General features: G+C 74.1%; 9 protein-coding genes and 1 pseudogene. 2 read left to right on the top strand and 8 right to left on the bottom strand.

Features of this window, described 5'->3' with window-relative positions; translation table 11 throughout:
- Positions 1-323: 323 nt before the first annotated feature.
- The 5 genes from H7H31_RS28685 to H7H31_RS28665 form a co-directional block, all read right to left on the bottom strand.
- Positions 324-2,588: an MMPL family transporter gene (locus tag H7H31_RS28685; RefSeq protein ID WP_187061366.1), complete on the bottom strand. Its 2,265-nt coding sequence runs from the start codon at positions 2,586-2,588 to the stop codon at positions 324-326.
- A 490-nt stretch (positions 2,589-3,078) separates the two neighbouring features.
- The gene (locus H7H31_RS28680; RefSeq protein ID WP_187061365.1) at positions 3,079-3,801 is read right to left on the bottom strand and encodes a class I SAM-dependent methyltransferase; all 723 of its coding nucleotides are present in this window, start codon (positions 3,799-3,801) and stop codon (positions 3,079-3,081) included.
- A gap of 187 nt (positions 3,802-3,988) precedes the next feature.
- Positions 3,989-6,511 (bottom strand): SpoIIE family protein phosphatase, encoded by a 2,523-nt coding sequence (locus H7H31_RS28675; RefSeq protein ID WP_187061364.1) that lies wholly within the window; start codon positions 6,509-6,511, stop codon positions 3,989-3,991.
- A gap of 364 nt (positions 6,512-6,875) precedes the next feature.
- Positions 6,876-9,527, bottom strand: coding sequence for an MFS transporter (locus H7H31_RS28670; RefSeq protein ID WP_372456028.1), 2,652 nt, complete (start codon positions 9,525-9,527; stop codon positions 6,876-6,878).
- 501 nt (positions 9,528-10,028) lie between these two features.
- Positions 10,029-10,472, bottom strand: a complete 444-nt coding sequence (locus tag H7H31_RS28665) for an SRPBCC family protein (protein ID WP_187060708.1) — start codon at positions 10,470-10,472, stop codon at positions 10,029-10,031.
- A 145-nt stretch (positions 10,473-10,617) separates the two neighbouring features.
- Between H7H31_RS28665 and H7H31_RS28660 the strand changes: the two are divergent.
- A pseudogene (locus tag H7H31_RS28660) lies at positions 10,618-11,607 on the top strand (Rv2578c family radical SAM protein); the annotation flags it as partial.
- An 89-nt stretch (positions 11,608-11,696) separates the two neighbouring features.
- Entirely contained in the window at positions 11,697-12,095 is a 399-nt protein-coding gene (locus H7H31_RS28655) for a RidA family protein (RefSeq protein ID WP_187060706.1), read from the top strand.
- A 49-nt stretch (positions 12,096-12,144) separates the two neighbouring features.
- Here the strand turns inward: H7H31_RS28655 and H7H31_RS28650 are convergent, their stop codons facing one another.
- Genes H7H31_RS28650 through H7H31_RS28640 form a run of 3 tightly spaced genes read right to left on the bottom strand, consistent with a single transcriptional unit; the run spans position 12,145 to position 16,739 of the window.
- Positions 12,145-13,905: a dipeptide ABC transporter ATP-binding protein gene (locus H7H31_RS28650; protein ID WP_187060705.1), complete on the bottom strand. Its 1,761-nt coding sequence runs from the start codon at positions 13,903-13,905 to the stop codon at positions 12,145-12,147.
- A gap of 50 nt (positions 13,906-13,955) precedes the next feature.
- Positions 13,956-14,948 (bottom strand): ABC transporter permease, encoded by a 993-nt coding sequence (locus H7H31_RS28645; RefSeq protein WP_187060704.1) that lies wholly within the window; start codon positions 14,946-14,948, stop codon positions 13,956-13,958.
- Between the two features lie 18 nt (positions 14,949-14,966).
- Positions 14,967-16,739: an ABC transporter substrate-binding protein gene (locus H7H31_RS28640; RefSeq protein ID WP_187060703.1), complete on the bottom strand. Its 1,773-nt coding sequence runs from the start codon at positions 16,737-16,739 to the stop codon at positions 14,967-14,969.
- Positions 16,740-16,851: the final 112 nt, after the last annotated feature.

The raw sequence follows: 16,851 nt of genomic DNA, 5'->3' as shown, positions 1-16,851 counted from the left end.
CCGGGACGCGCGCGGACCGGCGCGGCGCGCGCCGGACGGCCGGCCGGGCACGCCGGCACGACCGTGCCCCATGATGACCCGGCACGCCGGGTCGGCGCACCCCCTGTGACGGCCCGCGTCCCACCGTCTCGCGGCGTGGGGCCGCCCCGGGCGCGGGAACGCGCGCCGGGCCGGCGGGCCGCCGGAGTATCCGCCGGGGCGCGGTGGGCGCGGGTCGGCGGCGGGGGCCGTGGCGAGTGCGCGCGGGGCGGGGAGGCAAGAAAGCGGGGGCGGGCGAGACCGGCTCGGTCCCGCCCGCCCCCGTCCCGGGGCCCGGCCGCGCGCTAGTCGCGGTTGGCGGGCTCCAGGTCACGCTCGGGCGCGCCCGAGTCGTCCGGCTTGACCGGCGCCGGGAGGGGCTGCGCGTCGCCCTCGCGCAGGCCGATCTTGGCGTGCAGCGCCCGCAGCGGGCCCGGTGCCCACCAGTTGGCGCGGCCGGCGAGCCGCATGAACGCGGGCACCAGGGCGCCACGTACCAGCGTGGCGTCCATGAGGACCGCGAGCGAGAGGCCGACGCCGATGGCCTTCATGTAGCTGATGGAGCTCATGATGAAGCCGAGGAAGACGATCGCGATCAGCACGGCGGCGGCGGTGACCGTCGACCCGGTGTGCTCCAGGCCGCGCGCCACCGCCTGGGTGTTGTCCTTGGTGAGGTCGTGCTCCTCCTTGATCCGGGAGAGCAGGAAGACCTCGTAGTCCATGGACAGGCCGAAGGCGACGCAGAACAGCAGGATCGGCACGGTCCAGGTGATGGTCCCGGTGACCGCAAAGTCGCCGACGATCCCCTCCAGGTGGCCGTTCTGGAAGCCCCAGACGAGCACGCCGAGGGTGGCGCTCAGGCTCAGGCAGTTGAGCACCAGCGCCTTGAGCGGCAGCACGATGCTGCCGGTGAACAGGAACAGCACGATGAACGAGCTGATCGCGATGACGCCGAGGCCCAGCGGCAGCTTGTCGTTCATCGACTCGATGGCGTCGTGCAGCTCCGCCGCCGGGCCGCCCACCTGCACGTCGTACGGGGCGTCGACGGCGCGGATGTCCTGGACGAGCTGGCGACCCTTCTCGGACAGCGACTGGCTCTTGGGCACCACCGACAGGTACGTGCTGTCGGTGACGCCGAACCGGTCGGCGGCCGGGGTCGGCGGGGCGACGCGCTGGCCGCCGGCGAAGGTGCCGATCTCGGTGTCGACGCGGGCCACGTTGTGCAGCGTGGACAGCCGCTCGGCGTAGCCGGCGACGTTGCCGCGCTCGCCCTTGCCCGGCGTATCGTTCAGGACGACGTTGAGGGCCTGCGTCTCCTGGGCGTTGAAGTCCTTCCGGAGCGTCTCGCCCACCTGACGCGACTGGGTGCTGGTCGGCAGCACCCGCTCGTCGGCCAGGCTCATCTTCAGGTCCAGGAACGGCGCCCCGAGGAAGAGCAGCAGTCCGATGACGACCGCGGCGATCGGCACCGGGAAGCGCATGACGGTGATCGCCGTACGGTGCCAGAAGCCCTCTTCCGGCCTGGGCGTGGTGGGCTTCTTCTTGCCCAGGATGCGGCCCTTGTCGATACGCGGGCCGAGCGCCTTCAGCAGCGCGGGCAGGAAGGTCACCGACACCAGCGCGGCGAGCAGCGCGGTGGGGATGCCGGCGTAGGCGAAGGAGCGCAGGAAGTAGAACGGGAAGACGAGCAGCGCGCCCATGGCCAGCGCCACGGTGACGGCGGAGAAGACGACGGTGCGGCCCGCGGTGCGCAGCGCGATGGAGATGGCCCCGTCGGTGTCCACGCCGCGCCCGAGTTCCTCCCGGTAGCGTTTGATGAGGATGAGGCTGTAGTCGATGGCGAGGCCGAGCCCGAGGCCGGTGGCGACGTTGGTGGCCATCACGGAGACGTCGGTGAACAGCGTGAGGATACGCATCGTCAGCAGCACGGAGACGATCGTCAGACCACCGACCATGAGCGGCACGGTGGCCGCCACCAGGCTGCGGAAGACGAAGAGCATCACGACGAGCAGGATCGGGAAGGTGATCATCTCGATCTTGACGAGATCCTTCTCCGTGATGTCGAAGATCTCCTTGTTGGCGAGGACGGTGCCGCCGATCTCGACCTCGACGCCGTCGACCTTGCCCTCGTACCGGGAGGCGAACTTGTCGAACCGGTCCTGGACCTCGTCCTCGTTGCCCAGGATGCGCGCCATCACCAGGGCGCTGTCGCCGTCCTTGCCGCGCAGCGACTCGGCCTTGCCCAGGGACCAGTAGGAGACGGCCTGCTCGACGTGCGGCTCCTTGCCGAGGCGGGCCGTGATGTCCTGGCCGGCCTTGGCCACCTCGGGGGCGTCCACGCCGCGCTTGTCGGTGATCAGCAGGGTGAGGTTGGGGGCGCCGGCGTGGAAACGTTCGTCCATGACCTCGGCGGTCTTGGCCGACTCGGTGGAGCTGTCGACGAAGCCGCCGGAGGACAGCTTGGAGATGACTCCGCCGCCCAGCGCACCCGCGACGAGGAAGAGGACACCTGAGAGATACAGAACGAGTCTGCTGCGACCGGAGGTGAACCGGGCCAGGGAAGCGAACATCTGACAATTCCTTCAACTCGAACGATCGACCGCGGTGACTGGCGGCGGCCAGGACGACGGCGGCGCATGTCAGAGCCGCCCGTCCACGCACTGTGGAACAAGCTGCCCCTGTGGAACAGTCTGCCCCACAGGTTCAAGGCCCGCTACCGGACCCCCCTCCCCAGGCGCCCCACCAGGCGCCTGGGACCCGCCGAACGGAGCACGCCCGGCGCCGATCACCGCCCGAACGGTCCGACATATTCCTGGGTATGCGGATATGACCGAACGTCACGTGCGGACGGGGTGTGGGCGACGGCACATGACCCGCCCGCTCCGTGGACTCCCACCACCACCGCCGCGACCCCGCCCGGAGCGCCGGGCACCATGACACCGGGGCGCGCCGGCCCGCACGGCGACGCGCCGCGCGCCCCTCGCCGCGGTCGGGTCCGGGCAGCACGACGGCCCGGCGGGCCGGTGGCCCGCCGGGCCGATCACGGTCGGTCACGGACGGTCAGGCGGCGCGCGTCACCAGCCACCACGCGGACGGCAGGACGATCAGCGTGCCGTCGGGGGCGTGTTCGGTCGTGGTGAGGGGGAGTTCGCCGCTCGCCAGGCAGTGCAGCCGCGCGGCGCTCAGCAGGTCGGGCACGACCTGGTCGGAGACCTCGCCGGGGGCGATGCCGTGCTCGAAGACCGCGGCGAGCTTGGGCGGCGGCCCGCCCGGCCCGCTCGCCAGGCCCCGCAGCACCCGCCCGGCCTCCTCGGCCAGTTCGACGACGAAGGCCCGCCCGCGCGCGCCGGTCAGCACCGCGATGGCCTCGGCGACGCGCGCCAGGTCGCGGCTGTCGCACTGGTGCAGCACGCCGCGCAGGTAGATGTTGGCGTCGCCGAGTTCGGCGTGCAGCGCCCGTACGGCCGGCAGGTTGGCCGCGTCCAACTGCCGGTAACTGGCCACGCCCGCCGGGTCGTCGGCGCGGGCGCGGGTCACGGCCGCGTGCGACAGGTCCACGCCGATCACCCGGTCGAAGTGCTGGGCCAGGTAGCGGCTCTGGGTGCCGTTTCCGCACCCGACGTCGAGCAGCGGCAACTCCGGGTCGAACTCGGCCTGGAACAACGGCAGGTGCAACCCCGCGGTGTGCTGCGCCGGGGCGTCCCACAGGACGCCGCCCGGCTCGGTGGGGGCGTCCCGCCAGTACTCTTCCCAGGCCCGTACGTAGCCGGTCGACTCAGTCATGCCCAATTGCTACTGGCCGGGGCCGGCCGGCACAAGCGGCCGATCGAAAGTTTCCCCATTCCGCCACCGGCCAGCCGCCGTCCCGCCGCCTCGCCCGCGACGGGCCGCCACCCGGAACCGCGTCCACCGACCGGCCGACGCCGAACGCGGGCGCCAGCCGCGTCCCCCACCTCACAGGGCGGTACGGCTAGCCAAGCGACTGTTCGAACCAGACCGTCTTGCCCTCGGCCGTGCGGCTGGTGCCCCACTCGCTGGCCAGCCTGCTCACCACCCGCAGCCCGCGCCCGAACTCGGCGTCGGGCGCGGCGTCCAGCAGCGCGGGCAGCGTGTGGTCGTCGTCGCGCACCTCGCACAGCAGCGCGTCCGTGCGCACCAGGCGCACCCGTACGACCTGCCTGGCGTGCCGCACCGCGTTCGTCACCACCTCGCTGACCAGCAGCTCGGCGGTGGGCACGGCCTCGTCCAGGCCCCAGCGGCACAGTTGCTCGCGTACGTAGCGGCGCACGGCGCGCACCGAGCGCGGCTGCGGGGCCAGCTCCCAGTCGGCCACGTCCTCGGCGGCGATGCCGTTCAACCGGGCCATGAGAAGGGCCACGTCGTCCTTGCGCCCGCCACGGCCCCGGTTCAACGTCCCGGCCAGCGAGCGGATGATGGTGTCGCAGGCGTCGTCCATGGAGGCGGCCGGGTGAGCGGCGGACTCGCACAGCGCGGCCAGGCCCACCGCGATGTCCTCGCCGCGCACCTCGACCAGGCCGTCCGTGCACAGCACCAGCCGGTCGCCGGGCTCGACGGGCACCCGCACCGTCTCGAACGGCACGCCGCCCACGCCGATCGGCGCGCCCGTGGGCAGGTTGAGCAGCTCGCTGCGGCCGTCCCCGGCCCGGACGAGGACGGGCGGGATGTGCCCGGCGTTGGCGATGGCCAACTCGCCGCCGATCGGGTCGTAGACCGCGTACAGGCAGGTGGCCAGGTAGTGCTCGCCGAGCCGTTGGGCGAGGTCGTCGAGGTGGCGCAGCAACTGGGTGGGCGGCATGTCCAGGCCGGCCATGGTCTGCACGGCGGTGCGCAACTGGCCCATCATCGCGGCCGAGTTCAGGCCGTGCCCCATCACGTCGCCGACCACCAGGGCGGTGCGCGAGCCGGGCAGCTTGACGCTGTCGAACCAGTCGCCGCCGACCCGGCCGAGCCGGGTGCCGGGCAGGTACCGGGTGGCGGTGTCGCAGCCGGCCATGCGCGGGGCGATGTGCGGCAGCATGCTGTCCTGGAGCGTCTCGGCGACGTTCTCCTGGTGGGTGTACATCCGCGCGTTGTCGAGCACGAGCCCGGCCCGTGCGGCGAGTTCGGCGCCGGTGACCCGGTCCATGTCGTTGAACTCGGGCCGCTCCTGGTGCCGGAGCAGGATCATGAAGCCCAGCACCACCTGGCGGGCCTTGAGCGGCACCACCAGCATGGAGCGGTTGTTGATCAGCGGGCTGATGTCGCGCTTCTCGAACTGCGCGGCGATCGCGTTGCCCATCTGCTCGGAGATGCGCGGCACCAGGACCGGCTGGCCGCTGGTCATGCACTGGAAGAACGGGGTGTGCACGGGGAAGGGCATCGACTCGCCGACCGGGATGACGTCCTCCCAGCGGCCCGGTTCGTCGTTGTGCTCCACGGCCACCCGGTGCCACATCGTGGTCGCGTCGGGCGGGCCGTCCGGGAAGCCCTCGCCGGCGACGACCTGTTCGCGCAGGTAGGTGCCCGCCACGTCGGTGAAGCGCGGCACGACCGCCGCGCTGACCTCCTCGATGGTGCGGGCGAGGTCGAGCGAGGTGCCGATGGCGCCGCTGACCTCGTTCAGGAACTCCAGCCGCTCGCGGACCGCCGCGTACTCCAGGTCGGAGGCCAGTTCGGCGGCGGCAGCGGCGGCCGTCCGCGGGTCCGCCGCCTCGTCGCGGACCACCCGCTCCAGCCGGGCGCGTCGCTCGACCCGCTTGGGCACGCCCCAGTCGGGGGTGACCGGCACCCGCTCGTGTTGGCTGATCTCCAGTACGGGATAGCCCAGTTCCAGCACCTGCGCCACGATGCGGGCGCTCTCCCGCGGGCTCATGCTCGGCAGGATCTCGGGCAGCCGGCGGGCCAGCTCCCGCGCCTCGCCGAACTCGGTGTGCAGCGCGAACCCGGGCGCCACCCGCTCGTGCCAGTCCCGGTCGCCGGCCAGCCGCCGCGCGTCGGCGGCCAACAGCAGCAGCCGCTCGGGCCCGGGCCCCACCAGCGGGTAGGCCCACCACAGCACCTGGCCGGGACCGCGCTCGGTGGCGGCCAGGTGCGCGCGGCCCGCGGTGGGGTAGCCGGACCCGCCGGTCAGCGAGAGGTCGAGGGAGGGGCCGAGGCCCGCGAAGTCGGCGAGATCGGCGAAGTCGGCGAGGGCACCGCCCTCGTCCGATGCGTCGGCGGGCCGCGGTACACCGCCGTCTCCCCGGCCGTCGCGGCCGTCGCGGAACGCGCCGGAGACCGGCATGAGGTCCACCGCGGGCGCGCCCACGGCCTCCTCCCGGTCGTAGCCGAACAGCTTGCGCGCACCGATGCTCCAGTGCGTGACGAGCCCGGCGCCGTCCACCACGACCACCGCGAGCGGTATCCGCCCCGGGGCAGGCGACTGCGCCGCCCGGGCCGGTGGCTCCGGGGTCACCCTGTCGTCGCCCTCACCCGGCGACGCGCCGTGGTCCATTGGCGAAGTCTCCTTCGTACGCGTACGCAAGATCTGCGCCCCCGCGGCTACGGTACGGCCTGGGCGCGGCACGGCGTGCGGCATTGTCGGAATAGGAGTGCGCCCGGCGCACGCCGTGAGCGCCCCACGCCGCCGGACAACGTCGCGACACCGCGCCGCCGCCCGTGCCCGGTGTGGCCCGGACCGCCGGCACCGTCCGGCCGCACGCCTGGGGGCCGGGTCGGCGCACCGACCCGGCCCCCTCGCTCCCCGGGCCCCGCGCTACCGCCCGGTGGGCTTCGCGCACGCCACCGGGCCGCGCCGGGCCGCACGCGGCGCCCCCGGCGCGCGGCCGTCCCGTGGCCGTCGCGTCCGCGAGCGGTGCTCAGTCCTCGTAGCCCAGTTGCAGATCGCGCTCCGTGCGCCCGCCGCCGGCGACCCGCAGCACGGTGGCGACCGGCGGGTAGCCGGCCGCGATCACCGTGTACTCGCCGGCCGACAGGTCGATGAAGCGGAAGACGCCGTCCGCCCCGGTGGTGGCCGTGTCCATGACGTTGCCCGCCGCGTCCAGCAGGGTCACCCGCGCGTCCTCCACGGTGCGCCCGCCACCGGCCCGCACCGTGCCGCGCAGCACCGCGCCGCCGGCCAGCTCGATGTCCTGCCGGGTCTCGCGGGCCGCCTGCACGCTCACCGGCAGCGCGGCCGGCCGGTAGGCGGGGGCGCTGGAGGCGAGCGTGTACTCGCCGGCCACCAACTCCGTGATCAGGTAGCCGCCTTCCCGGCCGCTGCGGGTGGAGGCGACGACCTCGCCGCGCACGTCGGTGAGGGTGACCATCGCGTCACGCACCGGCGTGCCGTCGGCCGTGCGCACCGCGCCGGCCAGCCGCCCCGCGCCGCCGAGCACCACGTCGAGTTCGACCGGGCGGTCGCCGACGGTGACGCTGACGGCCTGCGGCTGGTGCCCGCTGGCCGCCGCGATCAGCACGTAGGCGCCCGCGCCCGGCGTGCTCAGCGCGTACCGCCCGTCCTCGCCCGTCGCGCCCCGGCCGACCTGCCGCCCGCCGACGTCGATCAGGGTGAGCGCGGCGCGCGGGACGGTGCTGCCGTCGTGGTGGGCCACGGTGCCGCACACCGGCGGGCCGGCCAGCGACTGGGCGTCGGGACGCGGCTGGTCGCCGGCGCCGTAGGAGGTGGCGTACGCGTCGTTGGCGTACGGGTCGGTGCTGTACGCGTCGGCGTACGACTCGGGCGCCCGCTGGTCCGCGGTGGGCGACGGGGAGCCGCTGGTGACGGTGTCGGCCAGGCCGCGCGCGGCGGGGACGGCCGGGTCGTGCTGGTCGGTCTGGGACGCCAAGGGATTCTCCTTCAGCAGCAGGGCGAGCAGGAAGCCGAGGACGAGTACGGGCACGAGGTACCCGAAGACGCGCGGCAGCGCGTCGACATGGGCGGCGATGTGTCCGTCGCGCAGGGCCCCGGGAAGCGAGCGGACCACCTCCGGGGCCCTGAGGTCGGAGAGCAGGTGACGCGCCACGGCGTCGGCGACCCGGTGCGCGAGGACCGCGCCGAACACGGCCACGCCGACGCCGCCGCCGACCCGCCGCAACCCCGGGTGCCCGCCGGTGGCCGGGCCCGCGCTCGCCGGCCCGCCGGCGCCCCGGACGGCCAGCACCAGAACCGGCAGGACGAGCCCGACACCGAGGCCGAGCACGCCCGTCCACAGGCCGTACGTCAGCCGGGAGGTGTCCGCGGCGAGGTGGGACAGCAGCCACATGCCGACCGCCGCGACGCCGCAGCCGAGGATCGGGTACGCGCGGAAGCGGCCCGTACGGCTGGCCAGCCACCCCGCCACGAGCGCGGCCAGGGCGGCGCCGCCCAACAGCGGCAGCGTCAGCAGCCCGGTCTCCGTCGCGCTGGCGCCGGCCATCCTGTGGAGGTGGGCGGGCAGTTGGTCGCTCGCCCCGTACAGCGCGATGCCCACGGCCGCGCCGACCAGCGTGTCGACGGACAGGAGCGAGCCGCGCGCCCGAGACGGCGGCGCGGTGCGCTGGCGGGCGAAGTACCGCACGACGACGCACAGGAGCACGGTGCCGAGGGCACCGAGGCCGATGCCGAGGACGGTCCGCCCGTCCCAGGCGCCGTCCGTGCCGCCCCAACTCGTCAGCAGCACCAGGCAGAGGGTGGCCGCGGCCATGAGCAGGGCGCCGAACGTGGCGGCCCCGGACCGGCCGGCCGGGCGCGGCGTTCGCGGCGCGCACAGGGTGGCGACCAGCGCCAACAGGCCGAGCGGCACGCCGAGGTAGCAGCACCAGCGCCAGGAGGCGTGGTCGGTGACAAGGCCGCCGACGGCCGGCCCCGCGGCAACGGCGAGCCCGAACACGGTGCCGAGCAGGGCCGGGAAGCGCCCGCGCCACCGGGGCGGGGCGACGGTCGCGGCGATCGACTGGGCTCCCATGACGAGACCGCCGGCGCCGGCGCCCTGGAGGGCGCGGAAGACGATGAGTTCGTCCATCGTGCGGGCCCAGCCCGCCAGCGCGGAGCCGGCGACGAACACCAGGAGGGCGAGCAGGAACAGGCCCTTGCGGCCCACGAGGTCGCCGAGCCTGCCGTAGACCGGCAGCGCGAGCGCCGCGGCCAGCAGGTAGGAGAGCACGACCCAGGGCAGCCTGTCGCCGCCGTGCGCGTCCGCCGCGAGGGCGGGCAGCGCGCCGGCGGTGACGGTCTGGCCGAGGCCCGCGAGCAGCAGCGCCAGCAGCGACCCGGCGCGGACCAGCGCGGCCCGGCCCGGACCGAGCGGCTGGGAGTCGGCAGCGCCGGACGGTGGCGCGCCGGGCGCCGGAGCGGCCGGGTGCGGCTCGTCCGGCTGCCCGGGGTCGGCCGTCTCGGCCGCGCCCCACCCGGTGGGCGCCGGCCGCGCCTGACCCGCCGCGACGGCGGGTTCAACCGTCGGCTCCCGCGCCGTCCTGTCGTCCTGGGTCGCGGGGTCCGGGCCGAGCGCCGCGCTTGGCTCGTCCCGGTCCGCCAGGGTGGTCCCGCCCACGTACCGCTCCCGTCGTCACGTCTACACCGCGACCATTTCTCGCATTACGCGACAACCGCGAGCAACCGCGACGAATCCCTGAAACATGGCGGCGGCGGGCCCCAACTCCCTTGCTTGAAGCGCCTGTCACGCGCCCATCAGGGGTTTCACCGCCCACGGCGGGGACGGGCGGGGCCGGCTCGGCGTCGACAAGTCCACTCGTTCCGGTGAGTGGGCACCCCGCGCGCTCGGCGTCGGCTCCGGGGCGGGCGGGCGACTCCCGGGCGGGCGCGGCGGGCCGGGCGGGCCGGGCGAACGTCGCGGGGCGGGCCGGGCGTACGGGGCCGCGCGAGGCGACTGACTGGGCGGACGGACGTGGCCCGCGAGGCGGCTCGGCAGGGCCGGGCGGGTGGCCCGTCGGCGGGCCGGGGCGGTGGGTTGGGCGCCGTGCGGCGCCGTGCCGCCGACGGGGCGCGCCCGGCGTCGCCCCGTCAGCTCCGCTGCCGCCGGTCGGTCAGCGGGTCACTTCTCCAGCTCCGCGGCGAGGCGGGTCAGCAGGGCGTCGTAGATGCGGCCGAGCCCCTTGGGGGCGAAGGTCCTCTCGAAGAAGCCGCCGATGCCGCCGGCGCCGGCCCAGGTGGAGGTGACCACGACGCGCGAGGAGCCCTCGCCGGCGGGCGTCACGATCCACGTGGTGACCATCGTGGAGTTCCGGTCCTTCTCGACGAGCTGGCCCTCGGTGGGCTCGGTCACCTCGACGAGGCAGTCGCGCACCCGCTTGCTGGTCGCCTGGAGCTTCCAGTGCACCAGGGAGCCCTCGCCGTCGCCGCCCTCGCGTACCTCGTACTCGCTGAACTGCTCGGGCATGACCCGCTGGCGGGTGCCGTTGTAGTCGGCGAGCGCATCGAACACGTCCTCGGCGCCCGCCCTGATGATCCGCTCCGTGGTGGCCTCGACCTGCGCCATCGCTGTTCCTCCGGTCCTGTGCGCGTGCTGTCGTGCGTGATCGGCAAGCCAACCACCTTCCCGGCATCCGCCCAAATCGGAGGTTGACACCCTCCGGATAGCACGTATGTTCTATTAGGCAGGGCGTACGACCGAGGAGGTGCACATGCGCTGGGAGACCCTGGCGGAGGAGAAGGCGGCACCCGCGCTGTTCGGCACGGCCAGCGTGACGCGCACCTTCGACACCCCCGAGTTCCGCGGCATCACCTTTCACGAGGTGCGGGCCCGCTCGCTGGTCAACCGCGTGCCGGGCGCGTCCCGGATGCCGTTCGAGTGGACCGTCAACCCCTATCGCGGCTGCTCACACGCGTGTGTGTACTGCTTCGCGCGCAAGACGCACAGCTATCTCGACCTGGACACCGGTATCGGTTTCGACTCGCAGATCGTGGTGAAGGTCAACGCGCCCGAGGTGCTGCGTCGCGAGTTGGCCGCCGGGAGTTGGACGGGCGAGCACATCGCGATGGGCACCAACGTCGACTGTTACCAGCGCGCCGAGGGCCGATATCGGTTGATGCCCGGCATTCTGTCCGCCCTCGTCGAGCGGTCCAACCCCTTCTCGATCCTCACCAAGGGCACGCTGATCCTGCGCGACCTGGAGCTGTTGCGGGCGGCGGCGGCCCGTAGCGACGTGGGCGTATCGATGTCCGTCGGCTTCACGGACCCGGAGCTGTGGCGCACCGTCGAGCCCGGCACGCCCTCGCCCGAGCGGCGGCTCGACACTGTGCGCACCCTGACCGACCACGGCATAGCATGCGGCGTCCTGATGGCCCCGGTCATCCCGTACCTGGGGGACGCGCCCGAGCAGCTCCGCCGCACGGTGGCCGCCATCGCCGCGGCCGGGGCGACCTCGGTCACGCCGCTGGTGCTGCACCTGCGGCCGGGCGCCCGCGAGTGGTTCCTCGCCTGGCTCGACCAGCACCACCCTCGGCTGCGCCGGCGCTACGACGCGCTGTACGCGAACGGGGCGTACGCGCCGACCTGGTACCAGCGCCGCATCACCCGTCAGGTGCACGAGCTGGCCACCGAGTACGGCATCGGCCCGGCCGGCCCCGGCGCCGCCCGCGCGCTCCCCCGGCCGCCGGGCCGCGCCCGCCCCGCCCGACCCGGCCGCCGGGACGCAGCTCGCGCTGTTGTAGAAACGGGTCGGCGGCAGCCGCCGTACCCACCCGCACCGCGAGGAGTCCCATGGCCGAGCACCAGCACATCACCGCACCGGACGGCGTCGCGCCGGGCAACGGCTTCAGCCACGTCGTCATCGGCACGGGCACGCTCGTGGCCGTCTCCGGACAGATAGCCGTGGACGCCCAGGGCGAACTGGTGGGCCGCAACGACCCCGAGGCCCAGGCCCGTCAGGTGTTCGCGAACCTCCAGCGCTGCCTGGAGGCGGCCGGCGCGAGCTTCACCGACGTGGTGAAGCTGACCTTCTACGTCACCGACGTCGCCCACCTGCCGGCCGTGCGCGCCGCCCGCGACGCGTACGTGGACACCGCGCGGCCCCCGGCCAGTTCGGCCGTCCAGGTCGCCGGGCTGATCCGGCCCGAGTTGCTGGTCGAGGTCGACGCGCTGGCCGTGCTCCGCGCCTGAGCGACGGCCGGGCGCCCCGACGGTCGGGGCGCCCGTGGCGCGGCGCCGGTCACAGGGTCGCGGCCAGCAGTTCCCGGGTGTAGTCGTGCGAGGGCTGGTCGAAGACCTCGTCGCGGGTGCCGGTCTCCACGATCTCGCCGCCGCGCAACACCGCGATCCGGTCGCAGAAGTGCCGCACCACCGCCAGGTCGTGCGAGACGAACAGCAGCGAGAGGCCGAACTTCTCGCGCAGGTCCATCAGCAGGTTCAGCACCTGGGCCTGGACGGAGACGTCGAGCGCGGACACCGGCTCGTCGGCGATCAGCAGCCTCGGTTCGACGGCCAGCGCCCGGGCGATGCCGACGCGCTGCCGCTGGCCGCCGGAGAACTCGTGCGGATAGCGCCCGAGGTGCTCCGCCCCCAGCCCCACCCGCTCCAGCAGCCACACCGCGCGCTCCCGCCGCTCGGCCGCGCCCTGTCGGGTGTGGACCTGGAGCGGCATGGTGACGATCTGCTCGACGGTGCGGCGCGGGTTGAGGGAGGCGTACGGGTCCTGGAAGACGAGCTGCACCTCGCGGCTCAGCTCGCGGCGCAGGGCGGTGGAGCGGGCGGCGGCGGAGATGTCCCGCCCGTCGAAGCGGACCGTGCCGGCGGTCGGCCGCTGGAGGCCGGCCAGCACCCGGGCCGTGGTGGACTTCCCCGACCCGGACTCCCCCACCAGGCCCAGCGTCTCACCGGGCGCGATGGCCAGGCTGATGCCGCGTACGGCCTGGAGCGGCGGCCGGCGCAGGCCCGGCAGCCGGGGCCCACGCGCCGGGAACTCCACCCGCAGGTCGCGCACCTCGGCGATGGGCGGCACGGGCTTGCCGGCGGCCGGCACCGTGGTCGGGGCGGCGGGTTCCTCGCGCCCGGAGCGCCGCGCGGGCGCCGCCCCGTCCCGCCGCGCGGACGGGGCGCGCGCCGGCGCGGGCGACGGGTCCGGGTCGTCCACGGTCGGCAGCCGGGTGCCCGGCTCGGTGCGCAGCGTGGGCGCGGCGCCGATCAGCGCCCGGGTGTACGGCTCGCTCGCGGCGGTCAGCAGTTTCTCCGCCGGACCCTGCTCGACCTCCCGGCCGCCGCGCAGCACCAGCATCCGGTCGGCCATCTCGGCGACCACCCCGACGTCGTGGGTGACGAGCAGCACGGCGGTGCCGTGCTCGCGGCGCAGCTCGTCGAGGAGGCGCAGTACCTGGCGTTGGACGCGGGCGTCGAGCGCGGTGGTCGGCTCGTCGGCGATGAGCAGGTCCGGCGAGTTGATCAGGGCCATGGCAAGCATGACGCGCTGCCGCATGCCGCCGGAGAACTGGTGCGGGTAGTCGCGGGCGCGCGCGGCGGGGATGGCGACCCGCTCCAACATCTCGCTGGCCCGCTCGCGCGCCGCGGCTCGACCGGCGCCCGGGTGGTGCAGCCGGTACGCCTCGGCGAGTTGGGCGCCGACGGTGTGGAAGGGCGAGAGCGCGGCCAGCGCGTCCTGGAAGACCATGGCGGCCCGGGACCCGCGCACGGCGCACAGCCGCTTCTCGCTGGCGCCGACGATCTCCGTGCCGCCGACCTGGATGCTGCCGGTGACGCGGGTACGGGCCGCGTCGTGCAGGCCGAGGGCGGCCAGGCCGACGGTGGACTTGCCCGAGCCGGACTCGCCGATCAGGCCGAGCACCTCGCCGGGCGCCACCTCGAAGGTCACCTCGCGTACGGCGGGCACCGCGTCGGCGCCGCCGTGGGCGTCGCGCGCGCGGGTGAAGGAGACGGACAGGTCGCGAACCCGCAGCGCGGGGTGGTCTGGTTCGGCCATGGGGGCTTCCTCTCGGGGCGGGCGGCCCGGCTGCCGGGCGGCGGTGGCGCTCACGCGAGCCGTACCCGGGGGTCGAGCCAGGCGACGACGAGGTCGGCGACGGCGACGAAGACGACCACGCACAGCGCCGCCAGCAGCACGGTGCCCACCACGGTCGGCAGGTCGTTGCCGACCACCGCGTCCACGGCCAGCTTGCCGACACCGCCGAGGCCGAAGACGGTCTCGGTGATGAACGCGCCGCCGAACAGCGCGCCCGCCTCCAGGCCGAGCAACTGCGCGAGCGGCGGCGCCGCGCCGCGCGCCGTGTACTTCAGGTGGGCCCGGCGCGCGCTGAGCCCCTTGCCGCGCGCGGTGCGCACGTACCCCTCGTGCATGACCTCCAGGAGTTGGGCGCGCGAGAGCCGGGCGAAGACGGCCGCGTTGACGAACCCGAGGACCAGCCACGGCAGCAGCAGCCCGGCGGCCCAGCCACCCGGGTCGTCGGCCAGCGGCACGTACCCGGGCAGCGGGAAGAGATCAGTGCTGTAGACGAGCAGGTACTGCAACGCGTAGCCGAGGAAGTAGATCTGCACGCTGGCGCCGATCAGGGTGAAGGCGGACAGCATCCGGTCGGTGCGGCTGCCGCGGCGCAGCGCGGAGACCAGGCCGGTGCCGACGCCGAGCACCACGATCACCGCGAGCGCGCCGACGGCGAGCGACAGGGTGACCGGCAGGTGGTCGGCGATGGCCTCGGTGACCGGCTGGTGCAGGGTGTACGAGTAGCCGAGGCAGGGCGCGCCGCACTCGATGGGCGTGCCGTCCACGTCGTTGATGGTGCGCCCGGTGACCAGTCCGCCGAGGTAGTCGACGTACTGCGCCACCAGCGGCTGGTCCAGGCCCATGCTGTGGCGCACGGCCTCGACCTGGGCGGTGTCGCACTTGGGCCCGCAGGCGATGAGCGCCGGGTCGGACGGCGCGGCGTAGAAGAGCCCGAAGGCGGCGGCGGTGATCGCCAGGAGTACCGCCGCCGCCTGGAGGGTCCGTCGGAGGACGTAGCTGAGCATGGAGTGTGGGTCCCGGGATCAGGAGTCGGCGCGGTAGAGCCAGGCCGCGCTGATGCTGCCGTAGATGGGGTGGATGAACGCGCCGCCGATGTTCTCGCCGCGCACCTGGGAGACGTGCGGGTACAGGAACGGCACCACGGGGGCGTCCTTCATCACGACCTGTTCGAGATCGATGAGGGCCGCGGCCTTCTGCCCCGCGTCGCCGATCTTCTCGATCCGCTCCAACTCCTTGTCCACGGCCGGGTTGTTGTACCGGATGCCGTTGGAGAGCGCGTCCAGCTTGCTGTGGTAGCCGTCGGGCAGCAGCGTGGAGGGCGTCGGCCAGTCCACGGAGTTGGTGCTCAGCCACAGGTCGTACGGGGCGGGCCCGCGGAAGACCTGGTGGGTGAAGGAGGCCGGGTCAAGCGGCTTGGTGACGAGCGTGATGCCGGCCTTGCCGAAGGCGTCGACGAGGACCTGGGCGAGGCGGTCCTGCACCGGGTCGCTCTCGTAGGCGTACGTCAGCTTCGTCACCGGCTTCTCCGCCTTGGCCAGGTGCTCCTTGGCCTTGGCGATGTCCCCGGTGGGCGGCGCGGGGAACAGGTCGTACTTCTTCCAGCCCACGACGGCCGGCGAGGAGAGCGTGGTGGCGAACTCGCCGGCGCGCGGGCCGCCCATCACCTGGCGGGCCTGCTGGCGCGGGAAGAGGTAGGCGATGGCCTTGCGCACCTCGGGGTCGGTGACGCGGCTGTTCTTGATGTACAGGTCGTTGACGTACGCGCCCTGCCGGCCGCTGACGACGAGCTTCCGCTTGGCCGGGTCGCGCTCGGTCTCGCGGAACAGCTCGGGCGGCAGGTCGGCCCGGGTGGTGACGGAGGAGGCGCCGTCGCCGCGTCCGGCGAGGATCTCCTGGCTGGTGTTGAGGGCCTTCTTGCCGAAGGTGAACTCGAAGCGGTCGGCGTACTGGTGCCGGATGGAGTCGGTCTCGGGCTTCCAGTGCGGGTTGCGCTCCAGCGTCAGGCGCTGGTTCTGCCGGTGCTCGACGATCCGGTACGGGCCGGTGGCCAGCGGCTTGATGTCGTACCCGGTGCCGGTGTCCTTGTCCTCGCGGACCGGTGACGAGGAGGACTGGGCGGCCATGTAGGGCACGTCCGCCTGCGGCTTGGGGAAGTGGAAGACGATCGTCTTGTCGTCCGGCGTCTCGATGGCGTCGAGGTCGCCGTCCTTGGGGCCGCCGTACTTCTTGACCGCCGCGGTGCGGTCGGGTGAGCCGGTCAGCCACTCCGGCCAGTAGGTGGGCCCGAGTTCGAAGCCGGGCGCGAAGGTGCGCTGGATGCCGTACTTGACCTGCTGCGCGGTGACCGGCTTGCCGTCCTCCCAGGCGATGCCGTCCTTGAGGCGGTACGTCCAGGTCCGGCCGCCGTCCGACGAGGTGCCGGTGTCGGTGGCCAGGTCGCCGACGAGGGTGGGCTTGCCGTCCACCACCTGGTACTGGGTGAGCTGCCTGCCCCACAGCAGCGAGGTGTTGTACGTCTCGCCGGCGTAGATCTTCTGCGGGTCCAGGTGCGCGTAGCCGGTGGGGTTGGCGATGTGGATGGTGCCGCCCTTACGGGCCCCGTCGATTGCGGGGGCGGGGCCGGTGCTGTCCTTGGCGGTGCCGAGGGCCGCCGTCAGCGGGGCGGTCTCCTTCGGCGCCGGGTCGTCACCGCTCTTGCCCGCACCGGCGGAGCAGGAGCACAGCAGCGTGGCGGCGACGACGGCAATGGCCGGCACGGCCACGGTGCGCGGGCGGTGGCTGGGCTTGCTGGGCATGCGGAACTCCGATGCGGGAGGTGCGGATGGGGCGAGTTGGGTGGGTGTGACGAGAGAGCGCAGAGTGGCGTGGGGGTGGGGTGAGGGGGGAGGTGCTGGCGCGCGGGCCCGG

The organism is Streptomyces buecherae, assembly GCF_014295035.1.
GTDB lineage: Bacteria > Actinomycetota > Actinomycetes > Streptomycetales > Streptomycetaceae > Streptomyces > Streptomyces youssoufiensis.
The sequence above is the reverse complement of the archived record's forward strand: the minus strand, read 5'-3'. Positions and strand labels throughout refer to the sequence as shown.

What these genes read in the sequence shown, in the direction of transcription:
- H7H31_RS28685 (WP_187061366.1), bottom strand. Translation starts at nt 2,588, where the DNA reads ATGTTCGCTTCCCTGGCCCGGTTCACCTCCGGTCGCAGCAGACTCGTT.
- H7H31_RS28680 (WP_187061365.1), bottom strand. Translation starts at nt 3,801, where the DNA reads ATGACTGAGTCGACCGGCTACGTACGGGCCTGGGAAGAGTACTGGCGG.
- H7H31_RS28675 (WP_187061364.1), bottom strand. Translation starts at nt 6,511, where the DNA reads ATGGACCACGGCGCGTCGCCGGGTGAGGGCGACGACAGGGTGACCCCG.
- H7H31_RS28665 (WP_187060708.1), bottom strand. Translation starts at nt 10,472, where the DNA reads ATGGCGCAGGTCGAGGCCACCACGGAGCGGATCATCAGGGCGGGCGCC.
- H7H31_RS28655 (WP_187060706.1), top strand. Translation starts at nt 11,697, where the DNA reads ATGGCCGAGCACCAGCACATCACCGCACCGGACGGCGTCGCGCCGGGC.
- H7H31_RS28650 (WP_187060705.1), bottom strand. Translation starts at nt 13,905, where the DNA reads ATGGCCGAACCAGACCACCCCGCGCTGCGGGTTCGCGACCTGTCCGTC.
- H7H31_RS28645 (WP_187060704.1), bottom strand. Translation starts at nt 14,948, where the DNA reads ATGCTCAGCTACGTCCTCCGACGGACCCTCCAGGCGGCGGCGGTACTC.
- H7H31_RS28640 (WP_187060703.1), bottom strand. Translation starts at nt 16,739, where the DNA reads ATGCCCAGCAAGCCCAGCCACCGCCCGCGCACCGTGGCCGTGCCGGCC.